Source organism: Rhodoferax sp. PAMC 29310, assembly GCF_017948265.1.
GTDB lineage: Bacteria > Pseudomonadota > Gammaproteobacteria > Burkholderiales > Burkholderiaceae_C > Rhodoferax.
In genome coordinates this window covers 2,887,423-2,908,068 of record NZ_CP072852.1, presented here as the reverse complement: position 1 = coordinate 2,908,068, position 20,646 = coordinate 2,887,423, and the positions used below count along the sequence as shown (strand labels likewise).

The following is a 20,646-nucleotide window of genomic DNA, read 5'->3' as shown; positions in this document are numbered from 1 at the left end:
GATGATAATGGCGCCTGATGCTGATTTAGACTCAGATGGGTCTGATGATCTGGACTTCAAGCGTCTAACCGCAGAAGAGGTCGAGACATTGCGGCGTTCGTCGCGACCCGTGTCGGCTTGGCGGATTGTTGGTTTGCAGGTGGTGGTTGGCTTTGCGGTTGCTTTGCTGGCTTGGGTAGGCACTGGCTCGCAGGTGGCGGGTTGGTCAGCTGCTTACGGGGCGCTGGCTGTGGTGTTGCCTGCGGTAATTTTTGTTCGTGGCTTGGCTCGCCAGCAGCGAGCACCCGATGCGGGGTCCGCTTTAGGCGGATTTTTTGTGTGGGAAGGGGTCAAGATTGTCCTAACAGTTGCAATGTTGTTTGCGGCGCCAAGGGTGGTTTTGGATTTGAATTGGTTGGCGTTGCTGGCTGGTTTCGTGGTGACGATGAAGGTGTACTGGGTGGCCATGTGGCTGCACTCAGCGCGCAATAAATTGGTCACAAAGATTCATTGAATAGGTTGATTGGTGACATATGGCTGCTGCTGAAAATGCTGGAACACATGGCCCTAAGGCAGGTGAATACATCCAGCACCATTTGCAACATTTGCAGATGGACTTCTCGTTTCAAGGTGTCAAACAAACCAGTTTGGTTGACTTCAGTCTCTTTAATCTCGATTCGCTGTTTTATTCGGTGATTCTGGGTGTTCTGGGTTGTTTTTTCATGTGGCGCGCAGCTCGAAAAATGACATCTGGTGTGCCGGGGCGTTTCCAAGCGGCCGTTGAAATTTTGTCAGAGATGGTTGAGACCCAAGCCAAAGGCGTGATTCACAACGCGGCCAGCCGCAAGCTGGTGTCTCCGTTGGCGTTGACAGTGTTTGTCTGGATTTTCCTGATGAACGCCATGGATATGTTGCCCGTGGATGCGTTGCCCGCCCTGTGGCATAGCGCGGGGCCAGCAATGGGTTTCAAAGACTACATGCGTGTTGTTCCAACCGCTGACCTCTCGACTACCTTGGGTTTGTCGACCAGTGTTTTGCTGATTTGCTTGTTTTATAGTGTCAAAATCAAAGGCTTGGGCGGCTGGTCGCACGAGTTGGTTGCTGCACCATTTGGTGACAAGGTTTATTTGTACCCCGTGAATTTCTTGATGCAGCTGATTGAGTTTGCTGCTAAGACGGTTTCTCACGGTATGCGACTGTTCGGCAACATGTTTGCCGGCGAACTGATTTTCATGTTGATTGCCCTGATGGGTGGCACATGGGCCTGGCAATTCAACCCGCTGGCAGGTGGGTTTTGGCTAGGAATTGGGCATGTGGTCGCTGGAACTGTGTGGAGTCTTTTCCATATTTTGGTGATTACGCTGCAAGCCTTCATCTTCATGATGTTGACGCTGATTTATGTGGGTCAGGCCCACGATTCACACTGATCGTTTTTCTCTTTCTTTATTATTTTTTTCTGTACTTAGGAGCAATCATGGAAAACATTCTCGGCCTCGTGGCACTGGCTTGCGGTTTGATCGTTGGTTTGGGCGCATTGGGCGCATCTATCGGCATTGCGCTGATGGGTGGCAAGTTTCTTGAAGCTTCGGCACGTCAACCAGAGTTGATGAACGAACTGCAAACAAAAATGTTCATTTTGGCTGGTCTGATCGACGCGGCTTTCTTGATCGGTGTAGCTATCGCTCTGCTGTTTGCATTCGCCCAGCCTTTTTCCATCTAATTTTGGCTAATCTTTCACGCTTGAAAGGGCATAAGCTGTGAACATCAACGCAACCCTGTTCCTGCAGGCGATCGTTTTTGCGATTCTGGTTTGGTTCACGATGAAATTCGTGTGGCCTCCGATCACAAAAGCGCTGGACGAGCGGGCACTGAAAATCGCCGACGGATTGGCCGCTGCCGACAAGGCTAAATCAGAGTTATCTTCCGCTAACAAGCGTGTCGAGTCTGAATTGGCAACATCGCGCACCGAAACTGCAGCCCGTTTGGCAGACGCCGAGCGGCGCGGACAGGTTATTGTTGAAGAGGCGAAAGTCAAAGCAACAGAAGAGGGCCAAAAAATTATCGCCGCCGCCAAGGTGGACGCAGAGCAGCAAAGTATCAAAGCACGCGAGGCTCTTCGTGAGCAAGTGGCTGTGCTTGCTGTGAAGGGTGCCGAGCAGATTCTCCGTAAGGAAGTCAATGCTGGTATTCATGCGGACCTACTTGGCCGTTTGAAGACCGAGCTGTAAGAGGATAACCATGGCTGAACTCGCCACTATCGCAAGACCTTACGCTGAAGCCTTATTTCAGGCTTCAGTGGCCGACTTGAATGGCGCGGCGATTTGGATTGACGAGCTGAAAGAGATTGCGGGAAATCCGCAGCTTCAACAGTTTTCTCGCAGTCCAAATGCCAGAGCAGAGCAAGTATTTGAGCTGATTTCAGGAGTGGCCAGTAACGCCCTGCCTGAGATGGCGAAGAATTTCCTGCGCACGGTGATAGCCAATGGTCGGCTGAGCGCATTGCCGGAAATTGCCCGCCAGTTTCGGGCATTGAAAAATGCACAAGGCGGTTCGTCGGATGCAAAGGTCTATAGCGCATTTGCTATCGACGATGCGGCGCTGAAGGATCTTCAGATCAGTCTCGAAAAGCGGTTTGAACGGACACTTAACGTGTCGGTTGAAATGCAGCCGGAATTGATTGGTGGCATTCGTGTGGTAGTGGGTGATGAGGTCCTTGACTTTTCTGTCAAAGCCCGTCTGGAACAAATGAAAGCGGCGTTGACTGAGTGAGGCGTAAGCCCTCCACGTCACGCCCAACTAAAGAAAGAAGGAAAGAGCCATGCAACTCAATCCCGCAGAAATTTCTGAGCTGATCAAGAGCCGTATTGAAGGCCTGTCTGAAAGTGTCAACATTCGCAACCAAGGTACGGTCGTCTCCGTGAGCGATGGCATTTGCCGTATTCATGGTCTGTCCGACGTGATGCAGGGCGAGATGCTTGAATTCCCGGCAGGTAGCGACGGTCTTCCCACCTACGGTCTGGCACTTAACCTCGAGCGTGACTCGGTAGGTTCCGTGATTTTGGGCGAGTACGAGCATATTTCCGAAGGCGACACCGTCAAGTGCACGGGTCGAATTCTGGAAGTGCCGGTCGGTCCTGAGCTGAAAGGTCGCGTGGTCAATGCCTTGGGTCACCCCATCGACGGCAAGGGTCCCATCAATGCTAAGATGACCGACGTCATCGAAAAAGTGGCTCCTGGCGTGATCGCCCGTGAGTCAGTTAGCCAGCCAATGCAAACAGGCTTGAAGTCAATTGACTCCATGGTGCCTATTGGTCGGGGTCAACGTGAATTGATTATTGGTGACCGTCAGACCGGTAAAACAGCTGTCGCCATTGATGCCATCATCAATCAAAAAGGTCAGAACGTCACCTGCGTTTACGTCGCGATTGGCCAAAAGGCCTCTTCCGTCAAAAACGTCGTGCGTTCCCTGGAGCAGGCTGGCGCGATGGAATACACCATTGTGGTGGCCGCCACAGCGTCTGAATCTGCCGCAATGCAGTTTGTCAGCGCTTACTCTGGTTGCACCATGGGCGAGTACTTCCGTGATCGCGGCGAAGACGCCCTGATTGTGTATGACGATTTGTCGAAACAAGCCGTGGCTTATCGCCAGGTGTCGCTGTTGTTGCGTCGCCCACCAGGCCGTGAGGCTTACCCAGGCGACGTGTTCTATCTGCACAGCCGCTTGCTTGAGCGCGCAGCTCGTGTGAATGCTAAATACGTCGAAGACTTCACCAAAGGCGAAGTCAAGGGCAAGACAGGTTCTTTGACGGCATTGCCAATCATCGAAACGCAAGCCGGTGACGTGTCTGCTTTCGTCCCAACCAACGTGATTTCAATCACTGACGGTCAGATCTTCTTGGATACCTCGCTTTTCAATGCCGGTATTCGTCCTGCGATCAATGCTGGTATTTCGGTGTCCCGAGTCGGTGGCGCTGCGCAGACCAAATTGATCAAGAACCTGTCCGGTGGTATTCGTACCGACTTGGCACAGTACCGCGAATTGGCTGCTTTTGCCCAGTTCGCCTCCGACCTGGACGAGGCAACACGCAAGCAGTTGGATCGTGGTGCGCGAGTAACCGAGCTGCTGAAGCAGGCTCAGTACAGCCCACAGTCGATTTCTTTGATGGGTGCGACCTTGTTTGCAGTGAACAAAGGTTTCTTGGATGATATCCCTGTGAACAAGGTTCTGGCCTTCGAGCACGGACTGCATAGCTACCTCAAGGACAAGAGCGCTGCGCTGTTGGCCAAACTGGAAGCAAGCAAAGCCTTGGACAAAGATTCTGAAGCTGAATTGAACGCCGCTGTCGCTGCGTTCAAGAAAACGTTCGCTTAAGGCGACCTGAAGTAACAGCGAAGGACCTTTTTTATGGCAACAGGCAAGGAAATACGCGGCAAGATCAAAAACTTCGAAAGTACGAAGAAGATCACCAGGGCCATGGAGATGATTTCTGTCTCCAAAATGCGTAAGGCACAGGAACGCATGCGGGCTGCAAGGCCCTATGCTGAAAAGGTGCGCAACATCGCTGCCAACTTAGGCCAAGCCAACCCAGAGTACGTTCACGCATTCATGAAAACCAACGACGCCAAAGTCGTGGGCATGATTGTGGTGACAACGGACAAAGGTTTGTGCGGTGGTTTGAACACCAACGTCCTTCGCAGCGTTACTGGCAAACTGCGGGAATTGCAGTCGGCCGGCATGTCCGCGAACACGGTTGCCATTGGCAACAAGGGCTTTGGTTTTTTGAACCGTATTGGAGCCAAAGTTGTGTCGCATGTCACCCAGCTGGGAGACAAACCTCATTTGGATCGCTTGATTGGCCCGGTAAAGGTGCTTCTCGACGCGTATGCCAATGGCGAGATCAGCGCGGTGTACCTTTCGTACACCAAGTTCATCAACACCATGAAGCAGGAGGTCGTGCTCGAGCAACTGTTGCCTTTGTCCGCAGCAAAAATGCAGGCTGAAGCCCAATCGAGTGAAAGCATTTCAGGTGTCAAGCATGGATGGGACTACATCTATGAACCTGACGCGCAATCCATCATCGACGATCTTCTGGTGCGCTACGTTGAGGCGCTGGTTTTTCAGGCAGTTGCAGAAAACATGGCTTCCGAGCACGCAGCTCGTATGGTGGCCATGAAGGGCGCAACAGACAACGCGGGGAATGTGATTAGCGAGTTGAAACTGGTCTACAACAAGACCCGTCAAGCGGCGATCACCAAGGAACTCTCCGAGATCGTCTCCGGAGCTGCGGCAATCGGCGCGTAAGCCCATTGCCTATCAGCTAGCAAGATTCAAATTTATTGGAGCAAAAAATGGCTCAAGCCCAAGGAAAAATCGTTCAGTGTATCGGCCCAGTGGTTGATGTGGAATTTCCACGTGACCAAATGCCAAAAATTTATGACGCCCTCAAACTCGACGGCTCTTCATTGACGCTGGAAGTTCAGCAACAGCTCGGTGACGGCGTTGTTCGTACCATCTCACTGGGTTCGTCCGACGGCTTGCGCCGTGGTTTGATTGTGACCAACACCGCTCAGCCAATCATGGTTCCTGTGGGCACCGCGACCTTGGGCCGCATCATGGACGTGCTGGGTGCGCCGATTGACGAGCGTGGACCGGTTGCTGCTGAAAAGTATGCATCGATTCACCGCAAAGCGCCTTCTTATGACGATCTCAGCCCCTCGCAGGAGTTGTTGGAAACCGGAATCAAGGTGATTGACTTGATTTGCCCGTTTGCCAAAGGCGGTAAAGTTGGCTTGTTCGGCGGTGCTGGCGTTGGCAAGACCGTTAATATGATGGAGTTGATCAACAACATCGCCAAGGCACACTCCGGTTTGTCCGTGTTTGCCGGCGTGGGTGAGCGTACTCGTGAAGGAAATGACTTCTATCATGAGATGGCTGACTCAGGTGTTGTGAATTTGGAGAAGCTCGAAGACTCCAAAGTTGCTATGGTTTACGGTCAGATGAACGAGCCTCCAGGCAACCGTCTGCGCGTGGCCTTGACCGGCTTGACAATTGCGGAGTCCTTCCGTGATGAAGGCCGGGATGTTCTGTTCTTTGTGGACAACATCTATCGCTACACCTTGGCCGGAACAGAAGTGTCGGCTTTGTTGGGTCGTATGCCCTCAGCTGTCGGTTACCAGCCAACATTGGCAGAAGAAATGGGCCGCTTGCAAGAGCGTATTACATCGACCAAAACCGGTTCGATTACGTCCATTCAAGCTGTATACGTGCCTGCGGATGACTTGACCGATCCGTCACCTGCCACGACATTTGCACACTTGGATTCAACTGTTGTGTTGAGCCGCGATATTGCGTCGCTTGGTATCTACCCCGCGGTGGACCCATTGGACTCGACCAGCCGTCAGTTGGACCCTAACGTTGTTGGTGAAGACCACTACGAGACCGCCCGTGCGGTGCAGGGAACGCTGCAACGTTACAAGGAATTGCGCGACATTATTGCAATTTTGGGTATGGACGAGTTGGCTCCAGAAGACAAGCTCACCGTGGCTCGCGCTCGCAAGATTCAACGTTTCTTGTCTCAGCCATTCCACGTCGCTGAGGTGTTTACCGGCTCCCCAGGCAAGTACGTCACTTTGGCCGAAACAATTCGCGGCTTCAAGATGATTGTGGCTGGCGAGTGTGACCACCTGCCTGAACAGGCGTTCTACATGGTTGGCACGATTGACGAAGCCTTCGAGAAAGCCAAGAAGATCTAATATTGCGTGGAGCGGTCGCCCGGCATGCCGGTTTGACTGTTCCTGCTTGACCAGGAAACGACATCATGAACACCATCCACGTTGATGTGGTCAGTGCTGAAGAGTCCATCTTCTCCGGAGAGGCCCGCTTTGTGGCGCTTCCCGGCGAGGCTGGTGAGCTGGGCATTTATCCACGCCACACGCCGCTGATCACACGCATCAAGGCGGGTTCAGTTCGTATTGAAAAAGAAGACGGCAGCGAAGAGTTCATTTTCGTTGCTGGTGGCCTTTTAGAAGTACAGCCCAACTGCGTCACGGTGTTGTCTGACACTGCGATTCGCGGTAAGGATCTGGACGAAGAGAAAGCCAATGCTGCGAAACTGGCCGCTGAAGAAGCGATCAAGAACGCCAAGACTGAGATCGATTTGGCCCGTGCGACCTCGGAGTTGGCTGTCATGGCTGCTCAGATGGCTGCGTTGCGGAAGTACCGCCAGAAGCGATGAGAGAATGACAGGCAGCAACGCCTGTGTCAGAGAGAAGGCCCGCTCGTAAAAGAGCAGGGCCTTTTTTTATGGGCTCCGTCTGGGACGGGTTAGTTGACGATGGGAGCGTCGGGTAGTTCGTTTGGATTGCGCTCACCGGCGCTTAACGGAAAGTGCTGCATCAGTACGGCGGAAACCTCCTCCAATGCATGGGTAAGCCCCCCTTCGTAGTCTCCGCGTCTAAAAGCCCCGCTCATGTTTGTGACGAGACGGCTCCAAGTCCCGGCATTCAACCATGAATTGAGCCCCCTATCCGCCACCACCTCGATTGAATGTTCGACCGCCAACAGATAGATCAACACGCCATTGTTATTGGCGGTGTCCCACACGCGTAGATTTGAAAAAATCTCCAACGCGCGGTCCCGAACCAACTCAGAAGTTGGCGCATTCCGATAGAGATACTGCAAGGGCAATAACGTTTCTACGTAGATACGAATTTCACCAGAATGCCGCCGCTCACTCGCACCAATCCGTTGCTCCAACCGATGCAGTAGCTCAGACGGCAGGACTTGCCGTGTAGTCGCCTCGTTGACCCAACGGTGCTTAAAAAAACGTTTTAATCGCACCATGCTCACCAGCCTCCCGACGCGCCGCCGCCACCAAAGCTACCGCCCCCGCCTGAGCTGAAGCCACCGCCACCAAGGCTCCCACCAAATCCGCCACCAGCTCCCCCCCCGAATCCGCCGCTTCTACCATGTCCTCCGCCGCCACCATGGTCACCGAGGTGGCGGGTGCCAGCAAAAAGCGAAAGAATAAAGGCGGCCATGGCAGCCAATACCGCGACCACCACGCTCGTCGTCACCAGCATGGCAATGCCGCCGGCAACGCCAGCAGTAGCCAAAGAGCCCAGTTGGCTGCCAAGCATGCTGCGTGCGATGCCGCCAACCACCGGCACGGCAATGAACATGAAAATAGCCAAGTTCATCCATTCAAAGCCCGCTTCTGTGGCTCCCCCTGCTGCGGGCAGCGGCAAAGCCTCTCCCTTAATCAAAGCGATGATCTGGGTCACACCCGCGTCCACCCCTCCGGCAAAGTTGCCCTGCTTGAACAGGGGTGTGATTGCCTGATCAATGACGCGGCTGGCCATGAGGTCTGGAATGGCCCCCTCTAGAGTTCTGGCCACCTCAATTCTCACTCGCCGATCTTCTTTGGCAACGATGAGAAGCAGGCCGTCGCCGATATCCTTTCGCCCAATCTTCCAAGCGCTCGCGACTCGATTGGTGTAGCTGGCGATGTCCTCTGGCTGTGTGGTTGGCACCATCAGGACAACCACCTGTGAGCCATGGCTCTGTTCAAACGCAGTCAGTTTGCGTTCCAGCTGCTGGATCTGGGCCGCCTCCAATGTGCCTGTAGTGTCGATCACATGGGCGGTTAAGGCGGGAACGGCCAACTGTGCGAAAGCAACCGTGGGGGCGAGCAGCAGGAAGCCCCACGCGATGGCCGTCGCCATTCGTTTCACCAACGAGTGAACCGCAATATGGCATGACATGGTCAAGAGGCGGGACAAGTAAAGTGCTACTTCTTGGTGAAATCAACCACCGGTGGGGCGGAGATGGCTGCTTCGTTTTGAACCGTAAAGGCTGGCTTGGTTTGGTAGCTGAGCACCATCGCCGTCAAGTTGCTAGGAAAGCTGCGGGTCAGAATGTTGTATTCCTGAACCGCTTTGATGTAGGCGTTCCGTGCCACGGTCACGCGATTCTCTGTTCCTTCCAGCTGCACCCGCAGGTCAGAGAAACCCTGGTTCGCTTTCAGGTTGGGGTACTGCTCAGCCACCACCATCAGGCGGCTCAAAGCGGAACCCAATTCTCCCTGCGCTGACTGAAACTTCTGAAATGCCGCCGGGTCGTTGAGAGTCTCCGGGGTCACCTGTATCGAGGTTGCTTTGGAGCGCGCCTCAATCACCTTCGTCAACGTGTCTTGCTCAAATGCCGCCTCACCCTTGACTGTTGCCACAATATTGGGGACCAGGTCAGCGCGGCGCTGGTACTGATTCAGCACCTCACTCCAGGACGATTTAGTCTGCTCATCCAAACGCTGAAAATCGTTGTAACCACAGCCCTGTAGAGCAACAACCGCCACAAATACAATCAACCAACGTGCCATAAATCCTCCCACATTAAGCTGCAACGGTAGCATAAAGTCGGCAGTACCCCATCCAAATTCGAGTCCTTCCATGAAGGGTGTGCTGGCCGGACTTACAGTCGCTGCAAAATGGAACCCTTCGACGCGTCTTCCTCCATATGCCCAACGTACTTTCCGTTCGTCAGCCCAGTCTGTGTGCTCAGAACAGCGTTGCTATGCCTGTTGCCATCACATTGATGCCACGGGCGACAGCTGTGAAGTCTGAGGGGCGAATGCGAGCAGACCCCTTCTCTGAAAAGGCTTGGATGCTATGAACTATGTAGCACCACGGTGGCTGCCAGGTGGCAATTTGCAGACCATCTGGCCTGCGCTCTATTCCCGGCGGGTCGCGGGCGAGCCACCAACTTACCATCGAGAGCGGTGGACAACGCCAGACCATGACTTTATCGACGTCGATTGGCGCCCAGGCCCCACCGGCGCCCCTCTCATTGTCAACTTCCATGGTCTGGAGGGGTCGTCGGGAAGCCACTACGCGCAGGCACTTGCAGATTTTTCCGCGGCGCGGGGATACGGATTCGTTGTTCCCCATTTCCGTGGCTGCAGCGGTGAAATGAACCTGGGTCCACGGGCCTACCATTCGGGCGACTTTGAGGAAATCGGTTGGATTTTGAACCGTATCCGCCAGCGCCATACCGGCGCCATCTTGGCCGTTGGCGTTTCTCTGGGAGGCAACGCCCTGCTGCGCTGGGCGGAAGAGATGGGGCATGACGCAGCGCGCGTGGTCGATGCAATTGCCAGCGTCTCCTCGCCGGTTGACTTGTCAGCCAGCGGCGAGGCCATTGGCCGAGGTTTCAACCGATGGGTCTACACCCGCATGTTCCTTAACTCGATGAAACCCAAAGCGATGGAGAAATTAAAACAGCATCCGGGTTTGTTTGACGGCGCGGCATTGACCGCGGCAAGCGATCTTTATGAATTCGACAATATCTTCACTGCCCCGTTGCACGGCTTCAAAAATACGCAGGACTATTGGACACGCGCGTCGGCCAAACCTCACTTGAGTCAAATCCGCATTCCCGCCTTGGTAGTCAACGCACTGAACGACCCCTTTGTGCCAGCCTGGAGCTTGCCTCAACAAAGTGAAGCTGGACAATGGGTCACACTATGGCAACCTAAAGAGGGTGGCCATGTCGGCTTTCCGCAGGGTGGCCCGCCGGGTAATGTGCGCTGGATGCCAGGCGCTGTTGGCGGATGGTTGGCCGCACAAGTTTCAGCGCACAACGCATCGCTTACGGAGACAACGACACATGGATGACATCGTCAAACAAGCCTTGTTGAAATGGCCTAATGTGCCTGCCTGTTACGGCTGGTTGGGACTCGACGCAAGGGGAAACTGGTTCATGCGGGACGATCAGGCGCAAGCTCAGGGGCCATTCGCAGGGGGCACGCAGGCAAGCAAAGGCTCACAATTGAAGCATGAGAAGTTGATTGACTTCATTGCTCGCAACTACGATGCGGACGACAAAGGGCAGTGGTTTTTCCAGAATGGCCCGCAGCGGGTTTATGTGGAGTTGGAGGCTACCCCGTTGATTTGGCGAGTGGGCAATAACTTCGCCGTCGAAGATCACCTAGGCCGCTCGGCAACAGTCAAACGCTGTTTGGTGGACGAGGTGGGGTGCGTCTACTTTGAGACTGACATTGGCTTCGGCCTTGTCCACACCGCCGACATGAATGACCTCGCCAATGCCGTCGAGCAAGGGGTTTGGTCCCCTGAGTTAGTCAGTAGGGATAGTTTCGAGGCGCAGTACGGTTTTCGAAAAAGTCCTGAGGTATTGCAAAAACAATAGCAGTCAGAGCTTGTTTTGACTGGGCTCAAGTTCAATAGGGCATAAAAAAACCGGCCAACGGCCGGTTCGTTGCAGGCGTCGGTAAGAACTACTTTCCTTCAGCCGGCGCTACGGGGGCCGTAGGCGCTTTGGGTTCTTCCAGTGAACCACCCGAAGCATTTGTCATATAGACCAACGCGCGACCAATCTCGAGTGTCTCGAAATCACCGCCGCCCTGGGCTCCCATGGCGCCTTTGCCTTTGAGGGCTGAGTTCAATAGTGCCTCATACCCGGTTGAAATTCTGGGCCCCCAGGCTGATGCGTCGCCTACCTTGGGGGCGCCGGCCGCGCCCGTAACGTGACAAGCAGCGCATTGCGCCTTGAAAACTTCTTCGCCGTTTTTGAGGACGCGATTTGCGTCACGAATTTCGATCGTTCCGACTTTCTGAATGCGCGCAGCCAGAGCCTTCTCAAGGTTGACAGCGCCGGCCGCTGGTTTTTTGTCAGAGGTCACGTAGTACACCAAGCCAATAATGGCAAAGATGGGAACAAGGAACGAAAAGAAGACCGCCATCAGCAGTTGCTTTGGGTTCTTGATTGGACCTGTGTGGTCTTCCTCGTGCGCTGTGGCCTGGTTGTTATCGCTCATGTTGTCCTCTAAAAATCGGGGCGTGGAAAGCAGCCAGTAATTATAGCGGGCGACATTTCGAATGCACTTACAATGCAGGCTCACGAGTGCGGCTGTAGCTCAGTGGATAGAGTATTGGCCTCCGAAGCCAAGGGTCGTGGGTTCGATCCCCGCCAGCCGCACCAATCTTTCAGATGGCCAGACCAGTTGTTTCTGAGTCTGGTTGACCTGCCCCAGGGCTAAAAAGCCAAAGCGCTTTGATCCTGAATTCAACGGCTTTCACGTTGCCCCTATGAAACCACCCAGCAGACTACAGTCATTGATTGACGAGGGCCTTATTGACTCCGTTGTTCGCCAGTTGATGAGTGGCAAGGAGGCCATGGTGTTTGTGGTGCGCAACGGGTCGGAGACGATGTGCGCGAAGGTCTACAAAGAAGCGACCCAGCGCAGCTTCCGTCAGGCCGTCGATTACACAGAAAACCGCAAAGTCAAAAACTCACGACAAGCGCGTGCCATGGCCAAGGGCACTCGGTTCGGACGACAGGCCCAAGAGGCCGCCTGGCAAAGCGCCGAAGTTGATGCGCTCTATCGCCTGGCAGACGCGGGTGTTCGTGTTCCCAAACCCTTCAATTTTTTTGAAGGAGTCTTGCTGATGGAGTTGGTGACCGACGAGCATGGGGACTCGGCCCCCCGGCTCAATGACATGGACTTCACGCCTGACCAGGCCAGGGGTCATCATGCCTCGCTGTTGTTGGAGGTGGTAAGAATGTTGTGCGCAGGGGTCGTACACGGCGATCTGTCCGAGTTCAATATCCTGCTGGGCGCTGATGGGCCGGTGATCATCGATCTGCCCCAAGCCGTGGATGCGGCGGGAAACAACCATGCCCAGCGGATGCTGTACCGTGACGTTGACAACCTGCGCGTCTTTTTTGGCCGCTATTGCGCCGAATTGCTGGCGACCGACTTCGGGCCGGAAATGTGGGACTTGTACGTGCGCGGCTTGTTGTCCCCCGACACAGTTTTGACGGGGCATTTTGAGCGCAAGGCGGGTGCGGTTGATGTAAGCGCTGTGATTCGGGAAATTGACGACGCTCAGGCTGAGGAGCAGGCCCGTCGCCTTCGGATGTCAATCGCCAAGCCTGTCTAGCGCTCACTGGGTGGTGTAGTCATCCAAAGCGCGGGCGCTGCGCAGACTGACTTCAGTGCCGCAATGAAGGGCTGGATGTCCCAAATCATTCTTCTGTGTTTTCTTTTTTCCAAGCCAGTGCGGTGTCATACAGGGTGTTGCGGGACGCACCGGTGATGTCTGCTGTGAGCTTGACTGCCGTCTTCAGCGGCAACTCCTCCAGTAGTAGTTTCAAAATACGGTGTTCCGGGCCAACCTCCACAGCCGCCCTAACAGGGTGGAGCACCAACACAAACTCTCCACGGCAGCGATTGGCGTCGGCTTTCAGCCAGGCGGGGAAGTCCTGAGCGGCGACGTTGGCAATGTCTTCAAACTGTTTGGTCAGTTCACGCCCGACCGTCACGGTGCGTTCCCCAAGGGCCGCCAATGCAGCGGCAAGGGCCTCAATGCGATGAGGCGCTTCGAGTAGAACCACGGCACGGGTTTCACTCGCCAGGCCTACAACGGCTGCAATTCGTTCGGTTGATTTGGGGGGTAAAAAACCTGCGAAAACAAAGCTGCCCTGCTCTGCCCCAAGATCAGTGATGCCCGCAACGCTCAGCGTCGTGGTCACACTGCTAGCGCCGGGCAGGGGCAGGGCTCGCAAGCCAGCGCCACGCACGGCAGCCACCAGTCGCGCGCCTGGGTCACTGATGGCAGGGGTACCGGCGTCACTGACATAGGCCACACGAAGTCCTTGGCGCAAGCGGTCGATCACCGCATGGGCGGCTTCTGCTTCGTTGTGTTGGTGGACCGCCAGCAATTGTGATGTTGGCTTGTCTATGCCGTAGGCGCGAAGCATCGACTGCGTGTGTCGGGTGTCCTCGCAGGCGACCACATCGGCGATCTTCAGCACATGGAGGGCGCGCAAGGTGATGTCCGCCAGGTTTCCGATCGGCGTGGCCACCACGTACAAAGCGCAGGGCGGATAATTCTGCCCACCTGCAGCATCCTGGGCGGCATTCAAGGCGGAGGCGTAAGTAGAAATCAATGGTTTTTCCTCAAATCAAGGCGTTCATTCAGGCCCGCACCAGCAAACAGGCGGGTGACGCGGCCGAAGACGCGGCGCTGCTTCATCTTCAGCAAGCCGGGTTGCGGCTATTGGAGCGCAATTATCGGACGCCCGGACGAGGCGGGGGTGAAATTGACCTGATCATGCGGGCGCCTGACGCCACCGTGGTGTTTATTGAGGTGCGACAACGCAAGAGTGCCTCCCATGGCGGCGCGGGCGCCAGCGTAAGCGGTGTCAAGCAGCGCCGTGTTGTGTTCGCAGCGCGCCATTATTTAATGCAGTTGCATGAATTGCCCCCATGTCGCTTTGATGTCGTGCTGCTAGAACAGGGGAAGATTGAGTGGCTGCGTGCGGCTTTTGATGCGGCGTGAGCACAAGCTTGCAGGTGGGCGAGTATCATCCAGCCATGCTAGAGCAACGTATTGAACAACACTTTATCGACAGCGCGGACTTGAAATATCAGGCCGCGCAAGTCTTGAGCAAACCCATCGCAGCTGCTGTACAGGCCATGCTGACCTGTGTCACAGGAGGCGGCAAGGTGCTTGCCTGTGGCAACGGCGGATCAGCCGCAGACGCCCAGCATTTCTCTGCCGAGTTTGTGGGTCGTTACGAACGCGAGCGCCCAGAACTGGCGGCGATTGCGCTGACGACGGACAGCTCCATCATCACCGCCATTGCCAATGACTACGACTTCAACGTGATTTTTTCGCGGCAGGTCCGGGCTTTGGGCCAGCCAGGTGACGTCTTGCTGGCAATTTCAACCAGCGGCAACTCGGCCAACGTATTGGCAGCAATTGAGGCGGCCCACGAACGCGAGATGGTGGTTGTGGGGCTGACGGGGCGTGGCGGCGGAAAAATGATGCAGGCCTTGCGGGACACCGATGTTCATATCTGCGTGCCGCATGAGCGTACCGCGCGGGTTCAAGAGGTGCATATTCTTGCGCTGCACTGCATTTGTGATGCAGTGGACGCCCAGTTGCTTGGTGACCAGGACAATTAATGATGAAATTCAGAGTTCAGAAACGTCTTGCTTTGGTTTTGGCCGTGGCCAGCCTGGCTGGTGCACTGAGCGCGTGCGCGCCATTGGTGTTGGGAGGCGCGTTGGTGGGCGGCATGATGGTCTCCGATCGCCGCACCTCTGGCTCTCAAGTGGAAGACGAGGGCATTGAGTTGCGAGCCAGCAGCCGTATCCGGGAGAACCTGGGTGAGCGCGTGCACGTGAACGTTACAAGCTACAACCGTCAAGTGCTTTTGACCGGTGAAGTCCCCAGCCCTCAGGACAAGCAGTTGGTCGAGCAGGTGGTTGCGCGGGTTGACAACGTGCGCTCCATCGTCAATGAGCTGGGTGTGCTGGGCAACTCCACGTTGACGCAACGCGCGTCCGATACGTTGGTGACCGGCAAAGTGAAAGCCAGCCTGCTCGATGCCAAGGATTTGTTCGCCAATTCGTTCAAGGTTGTCACCGAGCGCGGAACCGTCTACCTCATGGGCCGAGTTACCCAACGCGAGGCGACCCGGGTGACTGACATCGCCCGCGGCACTGGGGGCGTGCAAAAAGTCGTCCGCGTGCTGGAGGTGATTAGTGAGGATGAGTTGAAAAACATGGGCGGTGACTCGACGATACCCGCTCCTCAATAGGTAGTCAACGACACCAGCCGGGATCCGAATGGGCCCCCGGATCAGGTTATCGCAGCCGTTTGATCAGACTGGACGTGTCCCAGCGCTGGCCACCCATGTGCTGGACGTCGGCGTAAAACTGGTCAACCAGAGCTGTTACTGGCAGGCGAGCGCCATTGCGCTTGGCCTCTTCCAGCACCAGACCTAAGTCTTTTCGCATCCAATCCACGGCAAAACCAAACTCGAATTGATCGGCCACCATGGTTTTTCCTCGGTTGTCGAGTTGCCAGCTTTGTGCAGCACCCTTGCCGATCACTTCCAGCACCTGATTCATGTCGAGCCCGGCTTTCTGGCCAAAAGCGATTGCTTCGCTCAGGCCTTGGACCAGTCCTGCGATACAGATTTGGTTGACCATTTTGGCGAGCTGACCTGCGCCACACTCGCCGAGGCGGGTGAAGGCCCTGGAGAACGCCATGGCCACGGGTTGAACCGTGTCAAAGGCGGACTGGTCGCCGCCACACATGACGGTCAGTAGCCCGTTTTCCGCACCCGCTTGGCCGCCGGACACGGGGGCATCAATAAACTGAAGCCCTAGGTTTTTGGCGGCCTGATACAGCTCACGGGCCACACTGGCAGATGCTGTGGTGTGGTCCACAAAAACAGCACCCGGCTTCATCCCCGCGAAGGCGCCGTCGGCGCCCAGGGTCACACTGCGCAAGTCATCGTCGTTGCCAACACAGCAAAAAACGATGTCCGCATCATTGGTTGCAAGTCGTGGTGTTTCGGCATATTTCGAGCCGCTGGATCCCGAAAAATCATTGCACCATGCTATCGATTTTGATGAGGTTCGGTTGTAAACCGAAACTGACTGCCCGGCTTTTGCGAGATGGGCCGCCATGGGAGCCCCCATGACGCCGAGACCCAGAAAGGCCAGTCGACGGGGGGTGACGGGGGCGTAGAGTTTGTCGGCAAGGGTAGTTTTTTTCATACGATGGCAAAGCTTTCGGTATCAGAACCAGGGTGCTGGGTTTTTCCGCGTTGGCTGTTGAGTTTGATTTGCAAGCGCAAATCATTGAGTGAGTCCGCGTTGCGCAACGCGTCTTCGTAAGTGATCGTGTTGCTTTCATAGGCGTCAAACAGGGCCTGGTCAAAGGTTTGCATGCCCAGGTTTCTGCTCTTCTTCATGATCGACTTGATCTCGGTGACCTCGCCCTTGAAAATCAGGTCGGAAATCAATGGGGTATTTAGCATGATCTCCACCACGGCGGCGCGGCCCTTTCCGTCTTGTTTGGGAATCAGTCGCTGAGACACCATGGCTTTCAGGTTGAGTGACAAGTCCATCAGCAGCTGGGATCGCCGTTCTTCCGGAAAGAAGTTGATGATGCGGTCCAGTGCCTGGTTGGCGCTATTGGCGTGCAGCGTGGCGAGGCACAAATGCCCGGTTTCCGCGAAGGCGACTGCGTGCTCCATGGTTTCGCGATCGCGAATCTCTCCCATCAGAATCACATCAGGTGCTTGGCGCAGCGTATTCTTCAAGGCTGCACCCCAGCTGTCTGTGTCCAGTCCAACCTCGCGTTGGGTGACCACGCAGTTCTTGTGCATGTGCACAAACTCGATCGGATCTTCAATGGTGATGATGTGCCCAAACGAGTTGTCGTTGCGCCAGTCCACCATGGCAGCAAGCGAGGTGGATTTGCCGGAGCCGGTGGCGCCAACCAGAATGCACAAGCCGCGCTTGGACAAGGCGACATCCTTCAGAACCTGTGGTATGCCCAGGCCGTCAATGGTGGGCAAAGTAAGCGGAATCACGCGGAGCACCATGCCTACCTTGCCCTGCTGAATGAACGCATTCACACGAAATCGGCCAACGCCGGAGGGTGCGATGGCGAAGTTGCATTCTTTGGTGCGTTCGAACTCGGCGACCTGCTTGTCACTCATGACCGAGCGCGCCAAAGACATCGTGTGCACGGCGTTGAGTGGCTGGGCAGACACTTTGGTGATCTTGCCGTCCACCTTGATGGCCGGGGGAAAGTCCGCGGTGACGAACAGGTCGCTGCCATTGCGACTGACCATCAGCTTAAGCAAGTCGTTGATGAATTTGGTGGCTTGGTCGCGTTCCATGGTGTGCTTATCCCTGCTTATTGCTTGTTATGTTTGATCGGTGAGGCGGGCACTGACCACACGCAGACGAAGCGACAGCTTGCGAGCCAAAAGGGCAATGAGGTTGGCGGCCAACAACGGGTCATCGGACAGCATTTCGTCCAGGGCTTGTGCGCTGATGACGGCCACCTCGCACTCGGTCAGGGCCGTGCACGCGGAAAACCGGTTGCCACTGTCCAGGAGTGACATCTCTCCCAGCAGTTCCCCGGGGATCGCTTCGGCCAGACGCAAACGAGCGCCCCACGGCTGCATGCGGTCGACGGCGATGCTGCCAGACAACACCACCACCATAAAGTTGCCGTACTCGTCTTGGCGAATGATGTCCCGATTGGATGGCACCGTGGCGAAGTCAATATAAGCCTCCATCCGGGCGATCGCCTCGCTGTCCAGGTGGTGCATGAACTTGTCTTTTGACCAGAGGCTTTGCAGCATTTTGGTGCCACGACCGGGCTTCATTCGGGTGGCCCCGATTTCTACCGCGCGGGCCTCCCAGGGAATCAGGAGCGTGGCGTCTACACCAAGGCCGGCAAAGGCAGTGGTAAACAGCACCGAGTCGGACTCCTGTTCGCTGCGGACCGGTTTGAGCCGAAGGCGCAGGTATTCGAGAATGCCTTTCATGGGTAACTCCTGGCGTGGTCGTTGGCTTATCCGGGGAAGTTCTCGGGAATCTTCGCCTTGGCGCGGGCTTCGGCCGGGCTGATGATGTTTCGCTTGACCAGGTCGCTCAGGTTTTGATCCAACGTTTGCATGCCGACACTGTTGCCAGTCTGAATGCTGGAGTACATCTGGGCTACTTTGGCTTCGCGAATCAGATTGCGAATAGCGCTGGTGCCCAGCATGATCTCATGCGCGGCGACCCGGCCCTGCCCGTCTTTGGTCTTGCACAAGGTTTGGGAGATAACGGCTTGCAAGGACTCTGACAGCATCGCTCGAACCATTTCCTTCTCGCTTGCAGGGAACACGTCAATGATCCGGTCAATAGTCTTCGCTGCGCTGGAGGTGTGCAAGGTGCCAAACACAAGGTGGCCGGTCTCGGCCGCCGTCATGGCCAAGCGAATGGTCTCCAGATCCCGCATCTCGCCCACCAGAATGGCGTCTGGGTCTTCGCGCAAAGCAGATCGCAGGGCGGCGGCAAAACTCAATGTGTGCGGCCCCACCTCGCGTTGATTGACCAAACATTTCTTGGATTCGTGAACGAATTCAATGGGGTCTTCGACCGTGAGGATGTGGCCAAACTCGGTTTCATTCAGGAAATTGACCATGGCCGCCAGCGTGGTGGACTTGCCCGAGCCGGTAGGGCCGGTTACCAGCACGAGGCCGCGGGGTTTGAGCGCGAGGTCGGCAAAAATCTTGGGAGCGTTGAGTTGCTCCAGCGTCAAAATCTTGCTCGGAATGGTCCTGAACACGGCGCCTGGCCCGCGCTGGTGGTTGAAGGCATTGACCCGGAAGCGGGCCAGCCCTTCAATCTCGAAGGAGAAGTCAATCTCCAGAAATTCCTCAAAGAGCTTGCGCTGTCCGTCGCTCATGATGTCGTACACCATGGCATGAACTTGTTTGCTGTCCAGCGGTTCTACATTGATGCGTCGCACATCACCATGCACACGGATCATGGGTGGCAAACCTGCCGAAAGGTGCAAGTCAGACGCCTTGTTTTTGACGCTGAATGCCAGCAATTGAGTGATGTCCACGAAAGCTCCCTGTCTTTTGTTACGCTTGCGACGATTATGACCATGATTGAGACCAAGCTACAAGGAGTTCACGACCGCATCGAGGCCGCCTGCCGGGAGGCCGGGCGTGCTGCGACCGATGTCAGTCTGCTGGCGGTGTCCAAGACCTTTCCGGCCGCCGCCGTCGAGGACGCGTTCAGGGCAGGGCAGCGGATGTTTGGCGAGAACTACATTCAGGAGGGCGTAGAAAAAATAGCGGCGCTGCGGGCCTTGCCAATTGAATGGCACTGCATTGGCCCTATTCAAAGCAATAAAACACGGCTGGTGGCTGAGAACTTTGACTGGGTGCACACCGTGGACCGCTTCAAAATCGCCCAACGCCTGAGTGAGCAGCGACCGGCAGGGCTGGCACCGCTGCAAGTGTGTATTCAGGTCAACGTGGACGCAGGGGAAAACAAATCTGGCGTGACCACAGATGAGGTGTTGGTACTGGCAAAGCAAATCACTCAGCTTCCCGGTTTGAGACTGCGAGGTCTGATGAGTATTCCTGAGCCTGCTCCTGATTTTGTAGCTTCTCTCGCTGTTTTGACAAGGGTTAGAGCCTTGTTTGATGTATTAAATCAGGAGGGGCTGGCTTTGGACACCCTGTCCATGGGCATGAGCGCCGATTTGGAGCCCGCGATCCATGCCGGCAGCACCCTTGTTCGGGTAGGCTCCGCCATTTTTGGCGGGCGGGATCGGCCAGCCTAAGTTTGACCCTGCCTACTTGGTGGCGCTCAAGGGCTTGATCGCACCACATTCGGGGGACACAAACTGACCGCTGGCCTGCAAGGTCATGGTCTCTGGCTTGCCCTTGCCCTTGGCCTGGGTTTTGACGTTCATTTTCAGGGCGTAAGACTCTGGGTTCACAAACGTGACTTGGCCCTCACCCGAGGACGCCGGCTTGCTGCACGCGAAAGTGAACTTCATGGTGTTGCCGGCGCGGGGGAGCGCGGTGTGTTGGCAGTCGCCCTGCTGAGCGGTCATATCATTGCGCTCGATCATCTCTTTGGTCATGCAGACCTTGACGGTTGGGCTGCCTGACCCGGCGTTCATGGTGATGCCTTGTTTGGCCATCATGTCTTCAATCATTTTTCGTTGATCGGCGGGCATCTTGGCCAGCTCCTGCTGCGCCACGGCCTGACCTTGCCCTCGAAAAACGTATCTCTTGCTGAGTGTGTAAATTCACGCAAGGAG

The 20,646-nt window shown here is 55.8% G+C and carries 26 protein-coding genes and 1 tRNA gene; 17 read left to right on the top strand and 10 right to left on the bottom strand.

Translation table 11 applies throughout. The features are described from left to right. Nucleotides 1-7: 7 nt before the first annotated feature. The 9 genes from J8G15_RS13485 (at nucleotide 8) to J8G15_RS13445 (ending at nucleotide 7,214) form a co-directional block, all read left to right on the top strand. Nucleotides 8-493, top strand: coding sequence for an ATP synthase subunit I (locus J8G15_RS13485; protein ID WP_210542641.1), 486 nt, complete (start codon nucleotides 8-10; stop codon nucleotides 491-493). A gap of 19 nt (nucleotides 494-512) precedes the next feature. Further along, the gene (gene atpB / locus J8G15_RS13480; protein WP_210542639.1) at nucleotides 513-1,406 is read left to right on the top strand and encodes a F0F1 ATP synthase subunit A; all 894 of its coding nucleotides are present in this window, start codon (nucleotides 513-515) and stop codon (nucleotides 1,404-1,406) included. A 47-nt stretch (nucleotides 1,407-1,453) separates the two neighbouring features. Continuing rightward, nucleotides 1,454-1,699: a F0F1 ATP synthase subunit C gene (gene atpE, locus J8G15_RS13475; RefSeq protein ID WP_210542638.1), complete on the top strand. Its 246-nt coding sequence runs from the start codon at nucleotides 1,454-1,456 to the stop codon at nucleotides 1,697-1,699. 37 nt (nucleotides 1,700-1,736) lie between these two features. Further along, nucleotides 1,737-2,207 carry a F0F1 ATP synthase subunit B gene (locus J8G15_RS13470; protein ID WP_210542636.1) on the top strand — a complete coding sequence of 157 codons (471 nt, stop codon included), beginning with the start codon at nucleotides 1,737-1,739 and terminating at the stop codon, nucleotides 2,205-2,207. Nucleotides 2,208-2,217: 10 nt separating this feature from the next. Then, nucleotides 2,218-2,748 carry a F0F1 ATP synthase subunit delta gene (locus tag J8G15_RS13465; protein WP_210542634.1) on the top strand — a complete coding sequence of 177 codons (531 nt, stop codon included), beginning with the start codon at nucleotides 2,218-2,220 and terminating at the stop codon, nucleotides 2,746-2,748. Between the two features lie 49 nt (nucleotides 2,749-2,797). After that, nucleotides 2,798-4,351 carry a F0F1 ATP synthase subunit alpha gene (gene atpA / locus J8G15_RS13460; RefSeq protein WP_210542633.1) on the top strand — a complete coding sequence of 518 codons (1,554 nt, stop codon included), beginning with the start codon at nucleotides 2,798-2,800 and terminating at the stop codon, nucleotides 4,349-4,351. 33 nt (nucleotides 4,352-4,384) lie between these two features. After that, complete coding sequence (atpG, locus tag J8G15_RS13455) at nucleotides 4,385-5,281, top strand: F0F1 ATP synthase subunit gamma (protein ID WP_210542631.1); 897 nt, start codon at nucleotides 4,385-4,387, stop codon at nucleotides 5,279-5,281. Nucleotides 5,282-5,328: 47 nt separating this feature from the next. Continuing rightward, entirely contained in the window at nucleotides 5,329-6,732 is a 1,404-nt protein-coding gene (gene atpD / locus J8G15_RS13450; protein WP_210542629.1) for a F0F1 ATP synthase subunit beta, read from the top strand. Nucleotides 6,733-6,797: 65 nt separating this feature from the next. Further along, a complete protein-coding gene (locus J8G15_RS13445) occupies nucleotides 6,798-7,214 on the top strand; it encodes a F0F1 ATP synthase subunit epsilon (RefSeq protein WP_210542628.1) in 417 nt (138 codons plus the stop codon). A gap of 89 nt (nucleotides 7,215-7,303) precedes the next feature. On the opposite strand, the gene J8G15_RS13440 is transcribed toward J8G15_RS13445, so the two are convergent. From J8G15_RS13440 to J8G15_RS13430, 3 genes are all read right to left on the bottom strand, one after another. Continuing rightward, nucleotides 7,304-7,822, bottom strand: a complete 519-nt coding sequence (locus tag J8G15_RS13440) for a TPM domain-containing protein (RefSeq protein ID WP_210542626.1) — start codon at nucleotides 7,820-7,822, stop codon at nucleotides 7,304-7,306. Between the two features lie 2 nt (nucleotides 7,823-7,824). Further along, on the bottom strand, nucleotides 7,825-8,703 hold the full coding sequence (locus J8G15_RS13435; protein WP_210542624.1) for a YgcG family protein: 879 nt from the start codon (nucleotides 8,701-8,703) through the stop codon (nucleotides 7,825-7,827). A gap of 65 nt (nucleotides 8,704-8,768) precedes the next feature. Next, nucleotides 8,769-9,356 (bottom strand): LemA family protein, encoded by a 588-nt coding sequence (locus J8G15_RS13430; RefSeq protein ID WP_210542622.1) that lies wholly within the window; start codon nucleotides 9,354-9,356, stop codon nucleotides 8,769-8,771. Nucleotides 9,357-9,645: 289 nt separating this feature from the next. Here J8G15_RS13430 and J8G15_RS13425 point away from each other — a divergent pair, with 289 nt between their 5' ends. Further along, nucleotides 9,646-10,650 carry a YheT family hydrolase gene (locus J8G15_RS13425; RefSeq protein WP_210542621.1) on the top strand — a complete coding sequence of 335 codons (1,005 nt, stop codon included), beginning with the start codon at nucleotides 9,646-9,648 and terminating at the stop codon, nucleotides 10,648-10,650. Further along, a complete protein-coding gene (locus J8G15_RS13420) occupies nucleotides 10,643-11,182 on the top strand; it encodes a DUF2946 family protein (protein WP_210542620.1) in 540 nt (179 codons plus the stop codon). Before J8G15_RS13425 ends, J8G15_RS13420 begins: the two co-directional genes overlap by 8 nt. An 88-nt stretch (nucleotides 11,183-11,270) precedes the next feature. Here the strand turns inward: J8G15_RS13420 and J8G15_RS13415 are convergent, their stop codons facing one another. Next, complete coding sequence (locus tag J8G15_RS13415) at nucleotides 11,271-11,810, bottom strand: cytochrome c5 family protein (RefSeq protein WP_210542619.1); 540 nt, start codon at nucleotides 11,808-11,810, stop codon at nucleotides 11,271-11,273. Between the two features lie 88 nt (nucleotides 11,811-11,898). Between J8G15_RS13415 and J8G15_RS13410 the strand changes: the two genes are divergently transcribed. Then, nucleotides 11,899-11,974: transfer RNA gene (locus J8G15_RS13410), tRNA-Arg, on the top strand. A gap of 107 nt (nucleotides 11,975-12,081) precedes the next feature. Then, complete coding sequence (locus tag J8G15_RS13405; RefSeq protein WP_210542618.1) at nucleotides 12,082-12,936, top strand: PA4780 family RIO1-like protein kinase; 855 nt, start codon at nucleotides 12,082-12,084, stop codon at nucleotides 12,934-12,936. An 85-nt stretch (nucleotides 12,937-13,021) separates the two neighbouring features. Here the strand turns inward: J8G15_RS13405 and rsmI are convergent, their stop codons facing one another. After that, nucleotides 13,022-13,945 (bottom strand): 16S rRNA (cytidine(1402)-2'-O)-methyltransferase, encoded by a 924-nt coding sequence (gene rsmI / locus J8G15_RS13400; protein ID WP_210542617.1) that lies wholly within the window; start codon nucleotides 13,943-13,945, stop codon nucleotides 13,022-13,024. Here rsmI and J8G15_RS13395 point away from each other — a divergent pair. The 3 genes from J8G15_RS13395 to J8G15_RS13385 are packed head-to-tail and all read left to right on the top strand — an operon-like array spanning nucleotide 13,945 to nucleotide 15,604. Further along, entirely contained in the window at nucleotides 13,945-14,337 is a 393-nt protein-coding gene (locus J8G15_RS13395) for a YraN family protein (RefSeq protein ID WP_210542615.1), read from the top strand. The genes rsmI and J8G15_RS13395 overlap by 1 nt on opposite strands. 35 nt (nucleotides 14,338-14,372) lie before the next feature. Further along, nucleotides 14,373-14,966 (top strand): phosphoheptose isomerase, encoded by a 594-nt coding sequence (locus tag J8G15_RS13390; protein ID WP_210547586.1) that lies wholly within the window; start codon nucleotides 14,373-14,375, stop codon nucleotides 14,964-14,966. Nucleotides 14,967-14,968: 2 nt separating this feature from the next. After that, a complete protein-coding gene (locus J8G15_RS13385; protein ID WP_210547585.1) occupies nucleotides 14,969-15,604 on the top strand; it encodes a BON domain-containing protein in 636 nt (211 codons plus the stop codon). Between the two features lie 46 nt (nucleotides 15,605-15,650). Here J8G15_RS13385 and J8G15_RS13380 read toward each other — a convergent pair whose 3' ends face one another. Genes J8G15_RS13380 through J8G15_RS13365 form a run of 4 tightly spaced genes read right to left on the bottom strand, consistent with a single transcriptional unit; the run spans nucleotide 15,651 to nucleotide 19,431 of the window. Next, on the bottom strand, nucleotides 15,651-16,571 hold the full coding sequence (locus J8G15_RS13380; protein ID WP_210542613.1) for an NAD(P)-dependent oxidoreductase: 921 nt from the start codon (nucleotides 16,569-16,571) through the stop codon (nucleotides 15,651-15,653). Continuing rightward, a complete protein-coding gene (locus J8G15_RS13375) occupies nucleotides 16,568-17,704 on the bottom strand; it encodes a PilT/PilU family type 4a pilus ATPase (protein WP_210542612.1) in 1,137 nt (378 codons plus the stop codon). Before J8G15_RS13375 ends, J8G15_RS13380 begins: the two co-directional genes overlap by 4 nt. A 27-nt stretch (nucleotides 17,705-17,731) precedes the next feature. Next, complete coding sequence (locus J8G15_RS13370; RefSeq protein WP_210542610.1) at nucleotides 17,732-18,361, bottom strand: cyclic nucleotide-binding domain-containing protein; 630 nt, start codon at nucleotides 18,359-18,361, stop codon at nucleotides 17,732-17,734. A 26-nt stretch (nucleotides 18,362-18,387) separates the two neighbouring features. Next, entirely contained in the window at nucleotides 18,388-19,431 is a 1,044-nt protein-coding gene (locus tag J8G15_RS13365) for a type IV pilus twitching motility protein PilT (RefSeq protein WP_210542608.1), read from the bottom strand. Between the two features lie 36 nt (nucleotides 19,432-19,467). Here J8G15_RS13365 and J8G15_RS13360 point away from each other — a divergent pair, with 36 nt between their 5' ends. After that, entirely contained in the window at nucleotides 19,468-20,160 is a 693-nt protein-coding gene (locus J8G15_RS13360) for a YggS family pyridoxal phosphate-dependent enzyme (protein ID WP_210542606.1), read from the top strand. A 12-nt stretch (nucleotides 20,161-20,172) separates the two neighbouring features. Here J8G15_RS13360 and J8G15_RS13355 read toward each other — a convergent pair whose 3' ends face one another. After that, complete coding sequence (locus J8G15_RS13355) at nucleotides 20,173-20,562, bottom strand: DUF3617 domain-containing protein (protein WP_210542605.1); 390 nt, start codon at nucleotides 20,560-20,562, stop codon at nucleotides 20,173-20,175. Nucleotides 20,563-20,646: the final 84 nt, after the last annotated feature.